Here is a 14,305-nt window from a genome sequence, read left to right as displayed (position 1 = left end):
GACTCCATGACCTCCACCGGCGAGGCCGTCCAGTTCTGGATCCTCGCGGTCGTCGCCACGGGCGGCGCGCTGGCCACCGTGCTGATGAGGAAGGCGGTGCACAGCGCGCTGTCGCTCGCGGGGACGATGATCGTGCTGGCGGTGTTCTACCTCGCCAACGGCGCCTACTTCCTGGGCATCGTGCAGATCGTCGTCTACACCGGCGCGATCATGATGCTGTTCCTCTTCGTCGTCATGCTCGTCGGCGTCACCGCCGCCGACTCGCTCCGCGAGACCATCCGGGGCCAGCGGTGGCTGGCCGCCCTGTGCGGACTGGGCTTCGGCGTCCTGCTGGTCGCCGGCATCGCCAACGCCTCGCTGCACCACTTCGACGGCCTCGGCCAGGCCAACGCGGGCGGCAACGTCGAGGGGCTCGCCGCCCTGGTCTTCACCAAGTACGTCTTCGCCTTCGAGATCACCGGCGCTCTGCTGATCACCGCCGCGGTCGGCGCCATGGTGCTCACCCACCGCGAGCGCATCCGCCGGGCCGCCACCCAGAAGGAGCTGTCCCGGCAGCGGGTGCGCGAGGGCGGCCACCTGGCGCCGCTGCCCGCCCCCGGCACCTACGCCCGGCACAACGCCAACGACATCCCCGCCCTGCTGCCGGACGGCACCCCGTCCGAGCTCAGCGTCAGCCCCACGCTGCGCGCCCGCGGCCAGGTGCGGGACGTCTCCGGCGAGGCGCTCGCGGACCTCGCGGCGCTGGAGCGGCGGTCGCGCGAGTGGCTGGAGCGCGACGGCGACGAGGACCGGAAGGGAGCCGTCAAGTGAACCCGGTCAGCTATCTCTACCTGTCCGCCCTGCTGTTCACCATCGGGGGCGTCGGGGTGCTCGTCCGGCGGAACGCGATCGTCGTCTTCATGTGCGTCGAGCTGATGCTGAACGCCTGCAACCTGGCGTTCGTCACCTTCTCCCGGATGCACGGCAACCTCGACGGCCAGATCATCGCCTTCTTCACGATGGTCGTCGCCGCGGCCGAGGTCGTCATCGGGCTCGCGATCATCGTCTCGGTCTACCGCGCCCGCCACTCGGCCTCGGTCGACGACGCCAGTCTGCTGAAGCTGTAAGGGGACGCCGCCAATGGAGAACCTCATCGGACTGCTCGTCCTCGCGCCCCTGCTGGGGGCGGGGATCCTGCTCTGCGGCGGACGGACCCTGGACCGCGCCGGGCACTGGCTGGGCACCCTGCTCGCGGCCGCCTCCTTCGCGCTCGGCGCGGTGCTCTTCGCCGACATGCTGGGCCGCGACGCCGACGACCGCGCGCTGGACGTCACCGTCTTCCAGTGGGTGCCGGTCGGCGGCTTCCGGGCCGACGTCGGCTTCCACCTCGACCAGCTGTCCATGACCTTCGTCCTGCTGATCACGGGCGTGGGCACGCTGATCCACCTCTACTCCGTGGGGTACATGGAGCACGACGAGCGGCGCCGCCGCTTCTTCGGCTACCTGAACCTCTTCCTCGCCGCGATGCTGCTGCTCGTCGTGGCGAACAACTACCTGCTGCTGTACGTCGGGTGGGAGGGCGTCGGCCTGGCGTCGTACCTGCTGATCGGGTTCTGGCAGCACAAGCCGAGCGCCGCGACCGCCGCCAAGAAGGCGTTCCTCGTCAACCGCGTCGGCGACGTCGGCCTGTCCATCGCGATCATGCTGATGTTCACCACGTTCGGCACCTTCGCCTTCGACCCGGTGCTCGGCGACGCGGACCGGGCGGGCGAGGGCAAGCTGACGGCGATCGGGCTGATGCTGCTCCTCGCCGCCTGCGGCAAGTCGGCCCAGGTGCCGCTGCAGAGCTGGCTCGGGGACGCCATGGAGGGCCCGACCCCGGTCTCCGCCCTGATCCACGCGGCGACCATGGTGACCGCCGGCGTCTACCTGATCACCCGCTCCGGCGCCATCTTCGAGGGGGCACCGGACGCCCAGCTCGCCGTGGTCACGGTGGGGGCGGTCACCCTCCTCTTCGGTGCGATCGTCGGTTGCGCGAAGGACGACATCAAGAAGGCGCTGGCCGGCTCGACGATGTCGCAGATCGGCTACATGGTGCTGGCCGCCGGGCTCGGCCCGATCGGCTACGTCTTCGCGATCATGCACCTGGTGACCCACGGCTTCTTCAAGGCCGGGCTCTTCCTCGGCGCCGGTTCGGTCATGCACGGCATGAACGACGAGGTGGACATGCGCCGTTACGGCGGACTCCGGCGGTACATGCCGGTCACCTTCGTCACCTTCGGGCTCGGCTACCTCGCCATCATCGGGTTCCCCGGCCTCTCCGGCTTCTTCTCCAAGGACAAGATCATCGAGGCGGCCTTCGCCAAGGGCGGCACCGAGGGCTGGATCCTCGGCGGCACGGCCCTGCTCGGCGCGGCCATCACCGCGTACTACATGACCCGCGTGATGATCATGACGTTCTTCGGCGAGAAGCGGTGGGCCCCGGCCCCCTCGCCGGACGCGCCCAGCGCGGAGCCTGCCGCCGGGACCCGGGGCGACGGGACGCACGGCGCCGGGGAGCTCCCGCACCCGCACGAGTCGCCGAAGTCGATGACGATCCCGATGATCCTGCTCGCCGTCGGATCGGTCTTCGCGGGCGGCCTGTTCACCCTCAACGACACCTTCCTGAAGTGGCTGGAGCCCGTCACCGGGCACGAGGAGGGCGACTCCCCGGTCAGCGCGCTCACCGTCACCGGGGCGACCATGGCCGTCCTCGTCGTCGGCGTCGCGCTCGCCTGGTTCCAGTACGGCCGCAAGCCCGTCCCCGTCACCCCGCCGCGCGGCTCGCTGCTCACCCGGGCGGCCCGCCGCGACCTGCTCCAGGACGACTTCAACCACATCGTCCTCGTCCGCGGCGGGGAGCAGCTCACCCGCGGCCTGGAGGCGATCGACCGCACGGTGGTGGACGGGGCCGTCAACGGCACCGCCGTCACCGTCGGCGGGCTCTCCGGCCGGATGCGCAGGCTGCAGAACGGCTACGCGCGGTCGTACGCGGTCTCGATGTTCGGCGGCGCGGCGGTGCTGATCGCCGCGACCCTGCTGATGAGGGCGGTTTGATCATGTCATTTCCCCTGCTCACCGCGACGGCCGCGGTCCCCGCCGTGGGCGCGGTCGTCACCGCCGCCGTACCGGCCGCGCGCCGCGAGGCGGCCAAATGGCTCGCCCTGGCCTTCTCGCTCGCCACGCTCGCCCTGGCCGCCGTCCAGCTGGCCCGCTTCGACCCGGGCGGGTCCACCTTCCAGCTCACCGAATCCCACGCCTGGATCAAGGACTTCGGGGTCCGCTACGACCTGGGTGTCGACGGCATCGGCGTGGTCCTCGTCGCCCTGACGGCACTGCTCGTCCCGTTCGTCATGCTGGCCGGCTGGCACGACGCCGAGCCCCTGGAGACCGCGGCGACCGACCGGCGCTGGCGGCCCACCCAGGGCCTGTTCGCCCTGATCCTCATGGTCGAGGCGATGGTGGTGATCTCCTTCGAGGCCACCGACGTCTTCCTCTTCTACGTCTTCTTCGAAGCCATGCTCATCCCGATGTACTTCCTCATCGGCGGCTTCGGGGACCGGACCGGGGACCCCGCCGACGCGGGCGAGGCGGCGGCCCGCCGCTCCCGCGCGGCCGTGAAGTTCCTGCTCTACAACCTCGCCGGCGGGCTCGTCATGCTGGCCGCGGTGGTCGGGCTGTACGCCGTCACCGCCGACCAGCTGGGCACCGGCACCTTCTCGCTCCAGGAGATCGTCCAGGCGCGGGCCGCCGGCAAGCTGCAGTTCGCCACCGTCACCGAACGCGCCCTGTTCCTGGGCTTCTTCTTCGCCTTCGCCGTCAAGGCGCCGCTCTGGCCGCTGCACACCTGGCTGCCCGGCGCCATGGGCGAGGCCACCGCGCCCGTCGCCGTCCTGATCACCGCCGTGGTCGACAAGGTCGGCACCTTCGCGATGCTGCGGTTCTGCCTCCAGCTCTTCCCCGGCGCGTCCAAGTGGGCCACCCCGGTGATCATCGTGCTGGCGCTGGTCAGCATCCTCTACGGCGCCCTGCTCGCCGTCGCCCAGCGCGACATCAAGCGGCTGATCGCCTACGCCTCGCTCTCCCACTTCGGCTTCATCATCCTGGGCGTCTTCGCGATGACCACCCAGGGCCAGGGCGGCGCCACGCTCTACATGGTCAACCACGGGATCTCCACGGCGGCGCTGATGCTCGTCGCCGGCTTCCTGATCAGCCGCCGGGGCTCCCGGCTCATCGCCGACTACGGCGGGGTGCAGAAGGTCGCCCCGGTCCTCGCGGGCACCTTCCTGATCGGCGGCCTGGCCACGCTCTCCCTGCCTGGGCTGGCGCCGTTCGTCTCCGAATTCCTGGTCCTGGTCGGCACGTTCACCCGCTACCCCGTAGCGGGCGCCATCGCGACCGTCGGCATCGTCCTCGCCGCCCTCTACGTCCTGGTGCTGTACCAGCGCACCATGACGGGCCCGGTCAAGGAGCCGGTGAAGGGCATGCCCGACCTGCGAGTCCGTGAACTCGTCGTCGTCACGCCGCTCATCGCCCTGCTCCTCTTCCTGGGCGTCTACCCGAAGCCGGTGACGCGGATCCTCGATCCCGCCGTCGAACACACCATGTCCCAGGTCCACAAGACCGACCCCCGGCCCGATGTCCGGGTGAGCACCGCGGAGGGCGCGAAGTGAGCCGAGCAGCCGCCGTCCACAGCCTGTGGACGGATTCGTCCGCGTCGGCGGTCCTCGCCGACGCCCCCAGGAAGATCCCCGCCCCGCACATCGAGTACGCCCAGCTCTCACCGGTGCTGATCGTCCTCGGCGCCGCCGTGGTGGCCGTCCTCGTGGAGGCGTTCCTGCCGCGCCGGTCCCGCCACCTCGCCCAGGTGGCGACCACCGTCGTCGGGCTCGCCGCCGCGTTCGCCGCCGTCGTCGCCCTCGCCGCCAAGGGCTACGCCACCGGCAAGGCACACGTGGCGGCGATGGGCGCGGTCGCCGTCGACGGCCCGGCCCTCTTCCTCCAGGGCACGATCCTCCTCGTCGCCCTGGTCGCCGCCCTCGGCTTCGCCGAACGCCGGCTCGACCCCGCCGCGCACGGCCGCCCCGTCGACTCCTTCGCCGCCCAGGGCGCCGCCGTCCCCGGCGGCGACGCCGAACAGGAAGCGGTGCAGGCCGGCTGGACCACCAGCGAGGTCTTCCCGCTGCTGCTGTTCGCGGTGGCCGGCATGCTGGTGTTCCCCACCGCCGACGACCTGCTGACGCTCTTCGTCGCGCTGGAGGTCTTCTCCCTCCCGCTGTACGTCCTGTGCGCGCTGGCCCGCCGCAAGCGGCTGCTCTCCCAGGAGGCGGCGGTCAAGTACTTCCTCCTCGGCGCCTTCTCCTCGGCGATCCTGCTGTTCGGCGTCGCCCTGCTCTACGGCTACGCCGGCACCGTCACCTACTCCGGCATCGCCGACGTCGTCAACGGCACCGTCCGCACCGTCTCCCCGGCCCTCGCCTCCTCCACCGGCAACGACGCGCTGCTGCTGATCGGCGGCGCGATGGTCCTCATGGGCCTGCTCTTCAAGGTCGGCGCCGCGCCCTTCCACATGTGGACGCCCGACGTCTACCAGGGCGCCCCCACGCCCGTCACCGGCTTCATGGCCGCGGCCACCAAGGTCGCCGCCTTCGGCGCCCTGCTGCGGCTGCTGTACGTCGTCCTGCCCGGCCTGCGCTGGGACTGGCGGCCGGTCATGTGGGGCGTCGCCATCCTGACGATGCTGGTCGGCGCGATCGTCGCCGTCACCCAGACGGACGTGAAGCGGCTCCTCGCCTACTCCTCCATCGCCCACGCCGGCTTCATCCTCGCCGGCGTCATCGCCATCAGCCCCGACGGCGTCTCGTCCGTCCTCTTCTACCTGGCCGCCTACTCCTTCGTCACGCTGGGCGCGTTCGCCGTCGTGACCCTGGTGCGGGACGCCGGCGGCGAGGCGACGCAGCTGTCGAAGTGGGCCGGGCTCGGGCGGCGTTCGCCGCTCGTCGCGGCCGTCTTCGCGGTCTTCCTGCTCGCCTTCGCCGGCATCCCGCTCACCAGCGGCTTCGCCGGGAAGTTCGCGGTCTTCAAGGCGGCGGCCGAGAGCGGGGGCGCTCCGCTGGTGATCGTGGGTGTGGTGTCGTCGGCGATCGCCGCGTTCTTCTACATCCGGGTGATCGTGCTGATGTTCTTCAACGAGCCGCGGGCGGACGGGCCGACGGTCGCCGTGCCGAGCGCGTTGACGTCGGTGGCGATCGGGGTGGGGGTCGTGGTGACCTTGGCGCTCGGGGTGGCGCCGCAGTACTTCCTGGAACTGGCCGGGGATGCGGGGGTGTTCGTGCGGTGAGGGTGCCCCGGTCCCGCCCCTTCACCGTTTCCTGGGGCTGCCGCCCCAGACCCCGCTGATCGCGGCTTCGCCGCTCGTCCTCAATCGCCGGACGGGCTGAAATCAGCCCGTCCGGCGATTGAGGACAGCGCCCGAAGGGCGCTTCGGGGGTGCGGGGGCGCAGCCCCCGCAAGAAACGGTGAAGGGGCGGGATCGGGGACCCTTACCGGCCCCCGGCCGGAAGTACGCGCCCCGTGACCTCCCCCAGTCCGATGCGCGCCCCGTCGCGCCCGGGCGCCCAAGCCGTGATCACGACCTCGTCCCCGTCCGCCAGGAACGGCCCCTTCCCCGCCGTGATTTCGAGGAGGCACCCGAGCTGATCCGACTCCGGCCCGCTCACCGTCCCGGACGCGTAGAAGTCACCGGTCCGCAGCGACGCCCCGTTCACGGTCATGTGGGCGAGCTGCTGCGCCGCCGTCCAGTACATGGCGGAGAAGGGCGGCCGCGAGACGACCTCGCCGTTGATGCGGACCTCCAGGCGGATGTCGATGCCGCCGGGCTCGGGCGCCGAGGAGTCGTCGAGGTACGGGAGGAGCGGAAAGTCACGGGCCGGCGGTGCGACGCGGGCAGCGTCGAACGCTTCCAGAGGAGTGATCCAGGCGGAGACCGACGTGGCGAAGGACTTGCCGAGGAAGGGGCCGAGCGGCACGTACTCCCAGGACTGGATGTCGCGCGCGGACCAGTCGTTGACGAGGCAGACGCCGAAGACGTGGTCGCGGAAGGCGTCCAGCGGTACGGGCGTCCGGGCGGGCGCCGGGGTGCCGACGACGAAGCCGACCTCGGCCTCGATGTCGAGCCGCCGGGACGGACCGAACGAGGGCAGCTCCTCGTCGGGTGCCTTGCGCTGCCCCTGGGGGCGCACCACGTCCGTGCCGGAGACGACGACCGTGCCCGCGCGGCCGTGGTAACCGATGGGCAGGTGCTTCCAGTTCGGCGGCAGCGCCTGGCCGTTGGGGCGGAAGATGCGGCCCGCGTTGGTCGCGTGGTGCTCGCTCGCGTAGAAGTCGACGTAGTCCGCGACCTCGAACGGCAGGTGCAGGGTCACCTCGTCCAGCGGGTGGGCGTGCCCGCCGGGCAGGGTGCCGTCGTCGAGCATGCCGCGGATCTCCGCGCGTACCGCCTGCCAGACCGGGCGTCCGGCGGCCATCAGCGGGTTGAGCACCGGCTGGTCCAGCAGATCGGCGTACGCCGACCCGCGCTCGGCGGCGGCGGTCGCGGCGTCGAGGACGTACGCGCCGTAGCGCACGCCGATGCGCGGGTGGTCGGGAGCGCCCGGGGTGGTGAAGACGCCATAGGGGAGTGCGTCCGCGCCGAAGGGGTCGCCTTCGGGCAGTTCGTGGGGGCTGTGCTGGGGCATGGGTCTCGCGGCCTCGCCTTCTCCACTCGGAGTGCACGTCGGATGCACGGGAGCCTCACATTACGGGTTGACGGCCGACGGGCAAGAGCTGTTCGAGCGGCGTTCCCGCTCTGGGAAACGGTGTTCCAATGCGGGGAAAAGGTAGGGCAATGTCCGGTAACTCCTTGCTGGAGCCGATGATTCCGAAGTAGCGTCCTAAGTCGGGTCACACAGAGTGGGGGGCCGCTGAGGGCGGGGTGGCCGAGGGGGGAGCTGGTGGCGAGCAGGAGCGCGTCCGTATCGGCGGACGGGTCAGTGCCCGGGTTGATCGTGAAGTTCGGTGACTATCCCCTGCACCACGGCGGCGTCGGTGCGATCCGCAGCCTCGGCAGACTCGGCGTACCGATGTACGCCATCACCGAGGACCGGTGGACCCCGGCGGCCGTCTCGCGTTATCTGAGCGCCGGATTCGTCTGGCCGACGACCGGCACCGAGGGGGCCGCGGAGCTGGTGGGGGGCCTGCTCCGGATAGCCGAGCGGATCGGCCGTCCCACCGTGCTGCTGCCCACCGACGAGGAAGCGGCCGTCCTCATCGCCGAGCACGCGGAGGCGCTGGCCGGTCCGTTCCTCTTCCCGCCGGTGGAACGGGAGTTGCCCCGGCGGCTGGCGAGCAAGCAGGGGCTGTACGAGCTGTGCGTGGAACACGGGGTCCCGGCCCCGACGACACTGTTCCCCGCCACCTACGAGGAGATCGAGAAGTACGCCGCCACCGCCGTCTTCCCGCTGGTGGCCAAGAACCGCGAGGCGTTCGAGCGCCGCCGCAGGCCGGCCGTGGCCGGGACGACGCGGATCGCCGACGCCCGCCGGCTGCTGGAGCTGGCCCGCGACTGGGGGCCCCAACCGGGGGTGATCCTCCAGGAGTACCTGCCGCGCGAGGAGGCCGAGGACTGGATCGTCCACGCCTATTTCGACGCCGACAGCGTGCCGCGCGCCCTGTTCACCGGTGTCAAGGTGCGCTCGTGGCCGCCGCACGCGGGCATGACCGCCAACGCCTACGTCGTCGACAACCCCGAACTGGCCTCCATGACCGCGCAGTTCATCAAACAGATCGGTTTCTGCGGCATCGTCGACCTCGACTGGCGTTTCGACCGCCGTGACGGCCGGTACAAGCTGCTGGACTTCAACCCCCGGATGGGCGCCCAGTTCCGCCTCTTCGAGAACGAGGCGGGCATAGACGTCGTCCGCGCCCAGCACCTCGACCTCACCGGACGGCCGGTCCCCGAGGGCGAACAGCTCACGGGCCGGCGGTTCGTCGTCGAGAACATCGACCTGCCCGCCCTCGCCGCCTACCGGCGCAGCGGCTACACCACCCCGCACGCCCCGGCCCGCGCCAACGGGACGGAGCTGGCCTGGGCGGCGCGCGACGACATGAAGCCGTTCCTGACCATGCTCGCCCGGCTCGTCCGGCCGGGGACGCGACATCTGTGGCAGCTGTGGCGCTCCCGGCGCCGGGCCCACGCGGCCGCCGCCCGGGCGGTGCCCGCCGCCCCGGCGGCGGTGGCCGAGCGGACGGAGTGACGGCGGCCGGGACGACGGGTGACGGCGGTCGGGGGCGGCCGGGACGACGGGCGACGGCGGCGGGACCGGTGCCTTCGGCCGGCCGTGTGAGGGGGCGCTCGGCTCGGTGCACGTACTCGGTGCGCGTAAGGGCCGCACCCGCCTCGCGAGGCTCCCGCACTCCCCTCGGTCACGCCCGCCCCGCAACGCCCGCGTACGCACCGCGTGCGCGGAAGTGACGCAGCAGGCCGGTCCCGCGAGCGCCGCGTGGGCCGGGAGACGCCCTGGGAGGGGACACGTGACACTTCCGGTAGCAGTCATCGGGGCCGGCCCGTACGGCCTCTCGACCGCGGCCCACCTGGCGGCGCGCGGGGTTCCGACGCGGGTCTTCGGCTCGCCGATGGTGAGCTGGCGGGAGGCGATGCCCGCCGGGATGCTGCTGAAATCCACCCCCTCGGCCTCGGACATCGACGCCCCGCAGCCCGGTCACACCCTGCTCGACTACTGCCTGGAGGTGGGGGAGCGGCGCTACGAGTCGGACTGGGACGTCATCCCCGTCGAGACCTTCGCAGCATACGGGCAGTGGTTCCAGCGGCGGCTGGTGCCGGGGCTGGAACAGGTGCGGGTGACGTCCGTGGAGCGGCGCCAGGGCGGCCCCGGGTTCGAGCTCAAGCTGGACTCCGGCGAGCAGTTCGCCGCCCGCGCGGTCGTGGTGGCCACCGGGCTGAGCGGGCTGGCCCGGATGCCCGCCGAGCTGGCCGCGGCGGCGCCCGGCGGGCCGGCCGAGGGCGTCCCGTTCTCGCACAGCTCGCACCACCGCGACCTGTCCGGCTTCGCGGGCCGTCACGTGGCCGTGATCGGGGCGGGGCAGTCGGCGCTGGAGACCGCCGTGCTGCTCGTGGAGGCGGGCGCCGCCTCGGTACGCGTCGTGGCCCGGCGGCGCGGGGCGGTCCGGTTCGGGGCGCCACCGGACGGGCAGCCGCCGCTGCGGCCGGACACCCCGTTCGGGCGGGCCTGGTCGCTGTACGCGTTCTCGTACCACGCGGACGGCTTCCGCCGGCTGCCCCCGCGGACCCGCGCGTACCTGGTCCGCCGGGTGCTGGGGCCGCTCGGCGCCTGGTGGCTGCGGGAGCGCTTCGTGGGCCGGGTGCGGGTGACCGAGGGCAAGCGGGTCGTCCGGGCCCGGCTTGCCGAGGGCCGGCCGGTGCTGACGCTCGCGGAGTCCGCCGCCGGGCCGGAGAGCGAACTCGTCGCGGACCATGTGATCGCCGCCACGGGCTACCGGGTGGACCTCGGCGCCCTGGACTTCCTCGGCGACAGTGTCCGCGCCCGGCTGGCGGCGAGCGCCGGCGGCCCCCGCCTCGGCGCGGGCTACCACTCATCCGTCCCCGGCCTCTTCTTCACCGGTCTGCCCGCGGCGGCGAGCTACGGCCCGGTGATGCGTTTCGTCTGCGGGACGGCGTACGCGTCGCCGCGGCTGGCACGGGCGGTGGCCGCGCTCTGACGGACCGTGATCACCGGGCGGTGTCCCCCGGAAGGGGCACTTCTCGTCATGCCGATTCCACGGAGGTGGGGTCCGGCGTCGGGGTCGGGAACGCCGTCGGCGGCGGGGTCGAGAGCGGCCGCGGAGCCGGCAACGGTGCCGGAGTCGACAATTCCGTTTCCCGTCGCCTCCGGTGCGCGCCCGCCCGTTCCCGTCCGGCCCCCCTCCCCTCCGTCCACCCGCCGGACGGGCTGATTCCGGCCCGTCCGGCCCCTTTTCGACGGGCGGGGGCGGCCGGTATGGCCCGGCGAGGGGTGGCGGGGGCCGGGAAAACGGCCGGTAAGCAGTCGAGGGGAAGCCGCGGAGAAGGGGACAAAACGCCCTGGGGAGGGTCGGTGGCGGGCCGCTGTTCGGGCAGCCGCCCACGGTGATCCACAACCGACCGGATACGCTGACTTTTGGTGAAGACAGCGACACATCGACAATCCCCGTGATCGCAGGCAGACAGGAGTACCCCTCGTGACCGTCGTCGGGCCCTTCGGGCTGAGCGTGCGGGACCAGGCTCTTGAAGCCGATGTCCAGGCCGGGTTGGCCGCTGTCGAGGAGGGCCTCCTGGAGGCCACCAAGAGCGGTGTGCCCTTCATCACCGAGGCCGCGCAGCACCTCGTCCGCGCGGGGGGCAAGCGCTTCCGGCCGCTGCTGGTGATGCTCGCCGCCCAGTTCGGCGACCCGTACGCGCCCGGCGTCGTGCCCTCGGCCGTGGTCGTCGAGCTCACCCACCTCGCCACCCTCTACCACGACGACGTCATGGACGAGGCGGACATGCGCCGCGGGGCGCCCAGCGCCAACGCCCGCTGGGGCAACTCCCTGGCCGTCCTCACCGGCGACTTCCTCTTCTCCCGCGCGTCCTGGATCCTCGCCGACCTCGGTCCCGAGGCCGTCCGGATCCAGGCCGAGGCGTTCGAACGCCTGGTGACGGGCCAGATCCTGGAGACCGCGGGCCCGCTGGACGGACGCGACCCGATCGAGCACTACCTCGACGTCATCGGCGGCAAGACGGGCTCGCTGATCGCCGTCTCGGGCCGCTACGGCGCCATGATGTCCGGTGCGGACGAGCGCGTCGTGGAGACCCTGACCCACTACGGCGAACGGCTCGGCGCCGCCTTCCAGCTCGCCGACGACGTCCTCGACATCGCCAGCGACTCCCACGAGTCCGGCAAGACCCCCGGCACCGACCTGCGCGAGGGCATCCCCACCCTCCCCGTCCTGCACCTGCGGGCCCGCGCCGAGGCCACCGGCGACCCGGACGACCTGGAGCTCTGCGCCCTGCTCGACGGCGACCTCGCCGACGACGGCCGGCTCGCCGAGGTGCTCCGCCGGCTGCGCGCCCACCCGGCCCTGGAGCAGGCGCGCCGCGACACCGTCCGCTACGCCGAGGAGGCGCGCGCCACGCTCGCGCCGCTGCCCGAGTGCCCGGCCAGGGCCGCGCTGGAGGAGCTCTGCGACGCGGTCGTGCACCGCGCGGGCTGACGGTCCGGGGGCGGCGGCTCCTAGGCGGCTTCCAGACGGCTTTCAGGGGCTTTCGGGCATTTTGCGGCAGCTCCGCTGTGCCCTGCGGAGTGGCTTCCGGGGCGGTTTCCGCGACCGGCGGGAACCGGCCGCCGGAGCCGGACGGCGCGAACCGGCCACCGGGTGGCGGGTGACGAGCAGCGGGTGACGGGTGGGGCCGGTGAGCACCGGCCCGTACGCACCACCCTTCATTCAGGGCGAAACGGGCACACACAAGTCACAGTGGTGAGCCCGCCGTTGCGCCACCGGCCGGGCTGACGGACCGGGCGCGGCCGGTCGCCGGGAAGAACCCGGCTCATCCTCCCGGCGGTTCGTCCCCTAGGGCTTGTCATACCCGAGAGGTACCGTGAGTTGAGTCCGGCGGCTGATGACCGGGGCACCGCGCGTTGGTGGAATGGACGGAGTCGTGCGGGAGGGCGGGGCAGCGGCCCTCCCGACTCCGGCGCCCCCACCGAGCGGTCGGGCCACCATGAGCCAGGGGATGGGCGAGTGCACGACGCGAGAGACCGCCGCAGACGACGGAGGTAGAGCACATGGCACGGAACCAACCGACACCCGGCGCCGACGGCCACGAGCCGGCCGGGGCCACCGGGCCCTCGGGGGCCGGCCGCCGCAAGGCCGTCCGTTACGCGGTCCCCGTCGCGGTGGCCGGGGTCGCCGCCGCCACGATCGGCATCGGCTCGGCCCTCGCCACCTCGGGCGACCCCGACCTGCCGAAGATCAGCGCACAGGACCTGCTGGCCAAGGTCGCCGCCTCGGACGTGCAGCAGTTCTCCGGCTCCGTCCGCGTCACCACCGACCTCGGCCTGCCCTCCCTCCCCTCGGGCGTTTCGCTCGGCGGGGCGATGGGCAAGGGGGGCGGCGCGGGCAAGGGCGACGCGAACCCGGCCGGCAAGCTGACCGAACTCGCCTCCGGCTCGCACACGCTGCGTGTCGCGGCGGACGGCCCGGACAAGCAGCGGGTGTCGATCGTCGAACGGGCCGCGGAGTACAGCGTCGTCCGCGACGGGCAGCAGGTCTGGGCGTACGACAGCGGCAGCAACACGGCGTACCACACGACGGCGCCCAAGGACGCGGCCGGCGCGAGGAAGGAACGCGAGCTTCCGCGTGGGCTCGCCGACGCCTCCCCGCAGGAGCTGGCGAAGAAGGCCCTCGCCGCGGCCCAGGGCACCACGGACGTGGCCGTCGACGGCACGGCGAAGGTGGCCGGCCGGGACGCCTACCGGCTGACCCTCACGCCCAAGCAGAGCGAGTCGACGATCGGGTCGGTCCGGATAGCCGTGGACGCGAAGAACGGCGTCCCGCTGAAGTTCACGGTCACCCCGAAGGGCGGCGGCAAGGCGGCCGTCGACGTGGCCTTCACCAAGGTCTCCTTCGACCGGCCGAGCGCGTCCACCTTCTCGTTCACCCCGCCCAAGGGCGCGAAGGTGACCGAGGGACGGCAGGGCAAGGACGCCGGCCACCGTGCGGACGGCCAGGGTGCGGACGGGCACGGCAAGGGCCGGCTCCCGGCCGCTCCCGGGACGGACGCGGCGTCCGCCCCGAAGACGACAGGTACCGGCTGGGCGACGATCGCCGAGCTCGACGCCGGCAAGGGCCCGGGTGCGATGGGCTCCGGCAAGGGCGTCGGTCCGAGGGGCGGTGCCCACGGCAAGGACGCGGAGAAGCTGCTCGACAGCTTCGGCGGCAAGGTGACGGGCTCGTTCGGCTCCGGCAGGATCGTCAGCACCCGCCTGGTGAACGTGCTGCTGACGGACGACGGCAAGGTGTACGCGGGCGCGGTGACCAAGGAAGCGCTGCTGAAGGCCGCGGAAGCCCACCGGTAGGAACCGGTACGGCTCGGTAGGGCGCGAGCGGCACGGGGGAGGGGAGAGGGGCCTGTGACGGAACCGGGGACGGAGCCGGAGGCTGAGCCGGGGCCGCGACCAGGGGCGCGGCCGGGGCCGCAACCGAGCGCGGACCC

Annotated in this window: 10 protein-coding genes; 9 read left to right on the top strand and 1 reads right to left on the bottom strand. The window is 72.6% G+C overall.

The window, feature by feature from the left end:
* The first annotated feature begins 6 nt into the window (after positions 1–6).
* The 5 genes from J7W19_RS14285 to nuoN are packed head-to-tail and all read left to right on the top strand — an operon-like array spanning position 7 to position 6,358.
* Positions 7–810: an NADH-quinone oxidoreductase subunit J gene (locus J7W19_RS14285; RefSeq protein WP_051072532.1), complete on the top strand. Its 804-nt coding sequence runs from the start codon at positions 7–9 to the stop codon at positions 808–810.
* Positions 807–1,106 carry an NADH-quinone oxidoreductase subunit NuoK gene (nuoK, locus tag J7W19_RS14280; RefSeq protein ID WP_004941739.1) on the top strand — a complete coding sequence of 100 codons (300 nt, stop codon included), beginning with the start codon at positions 807–809 and terminating at the stop codon, positions 1,104–1,106. The genes J7W19_RS14285 and nuoK overlap by 4 nt, the downstream gene beginning before the upstream one ends.
* Positions 1,107–1,119: 13 nt before the next feature.
* Complete coding sequence (gene nuoL, locus J7W19_RS14275) at positions 1,120–3,075, top strand: NADH-quinone oxidoreductase subunit L (RefSeq protein WP_004941736.1); 1,956 nt, start codon at positions 1,120–1,122, stop codon at positions 3,073–3,075.
* A gap of 2 nt (positions 3,076–3,077) precedes the next feature.
* Positions 3,078–4,691, top strand: a complete 1,614-nt coding sequence (locus J7W19_RS14270; RefSeq protein ID WP_040888717.1) for an NADH-quinone oxidoreductase subunit M — start codon at positions 3,078–3,080, stop codon at positions 4,689–4,691.
* The gene (gene nuoN / locus J7W19_RS14265; RefSeq protein WP_004941731.1) at positions 4,688–6,358 is read left to right on the top strand and encodes an NADH-quinone oxidoreductase subunit NuoN; all 1,671 of its coding nucleotides are present in this window, start codon (positions 4,688–4,690) and stop codon (positions 6,356–6,358) included. Before J7W19_RS14270 ends, nuoN begins: the two co-directional genes overlap by 4 nt.
* A gap of 202 nt (positions 6,359–6,560) precedes the next feature.
* Here the strand turns inward: nuoN and fahA are convergent, their stop codons facing one another.
* Positions 6,561–7,754 carry a fumarylacetoacetase gene (fahA, locus tag J7W19_RS14260; protein ID WP_004941728.1) on the bottom strand — a complete coding sequence of 398 codons (1,194 nt, stop codon included), beginning with the start codon at positions 7,752–7,754 and terminating at the stop codon, positions 6,561–6,563.
* Positions 7,755–8,048: 294 nt separating this feature from the next.
* On the opposite strand from fahA, the gene J7W19_RS14255 reads away from it, so the two are divergent.
* The 4 genes from J7W19_RS14255 (at position 8,049) to J7W19_RS14240 (ending at position 14,168) form a co-directional block, all read left to right on the top strand.
* Positions 8,049–9,311 (top strand): carboxylate--amine ligase, encoded by a 1,263-nt coding sequence (locus tag J7W19_RS14255; protein WP_004941727.1) that lies wholly within the window; start codon positions 8,049–8,051, stop codon positions 9,309–9,311.
* Positions 9,312–9,588: 277 nt separating this feature from the next.
* A complete protein-coding gene (locus tag J7W19_RS14250; protein WP_004941724.1) occupies positions 9,589–10,794 on the top strand; it encodes an FAD-dependent oxidoreductase in 1,206 nt (401 codons plus the stop codon).
* Between the two features lie 498 nt (positions 10,795–11,292).
* Positions 11,293–12,303: a polyprenyl synthetase family protein gene (locus J7W19_RS14245; RefSeq protein WP_004941721.1), complete on the top strand. Its 1,011-nt coding sequence runs from the start codon at positions 11,293–11,295 to the stop codon at positions 12,301–12,303.
* A gap of 572 nt (positions 12,304–12,875) precedes the next feature.
* A complete protein-coding gene (locus tag J7W19_RS14240) occupies positions 12,876–14,168 on the top strand; it encodes a LolA family protein (RefSeq protein ID WP_004941719.1) in 1,293 nt (430 codons plus the stop codon).
* Positions 14,169–14,305: the final 137 nt, after the last annotated feature.

The organism is Streptomyces mobaraensis NBRC 13819 = DSM 40847 (assembly GCF_017916255.1).
Classification (GTDB): domain Bacteria; phylum Actinomycetota; class Actinomycetes; order Streptomycetales; family Streptomycetaceae; genus Streptomyces; species Streptomyces mobaraensis.
The sequence above is the reverse complement of the archived record's forward strand: the minus strand, read 5'-3'. Positions and strand labels throughout refer to the sequence as shown.

Coding starts and splice junctions, on each gene's coding strand:
- J7W19_RS14285 (WP_051072532.1), top strand. CDS start 7: ATGACCTCCACCGGCGAGGCCGTCCAGTTCTGGATCCTCGCGGTCGTC.
- nuoL (WP_004941736.1), top strand. CDS start 1,120: ATGGAGAACCTCATCGGACTGCTCGTCCTCGCGCCCCTGCTGGGGGCG.
- J7W19_RS14270 (WP_040888717.1), top strand. CDS start 3,078: ATGTCATTTCCCCTGCTCACCGCGACGGCCGCGGTCCCCGCCGTGGGC.
- fahA (WP_004941728.1), bottom strand. CDS start 7,754: ATGCCCCAGCACAGCCCCCACGAACTGCCCGAAGGCGACCCCTTCGGC.
- J7W19_RS14240 (WP_004941719.1), top strand. CDS start 12,876: ATGGCACGGAACCAACCGACACCCGGCGCCGACGGCCACGAGCCGGCC.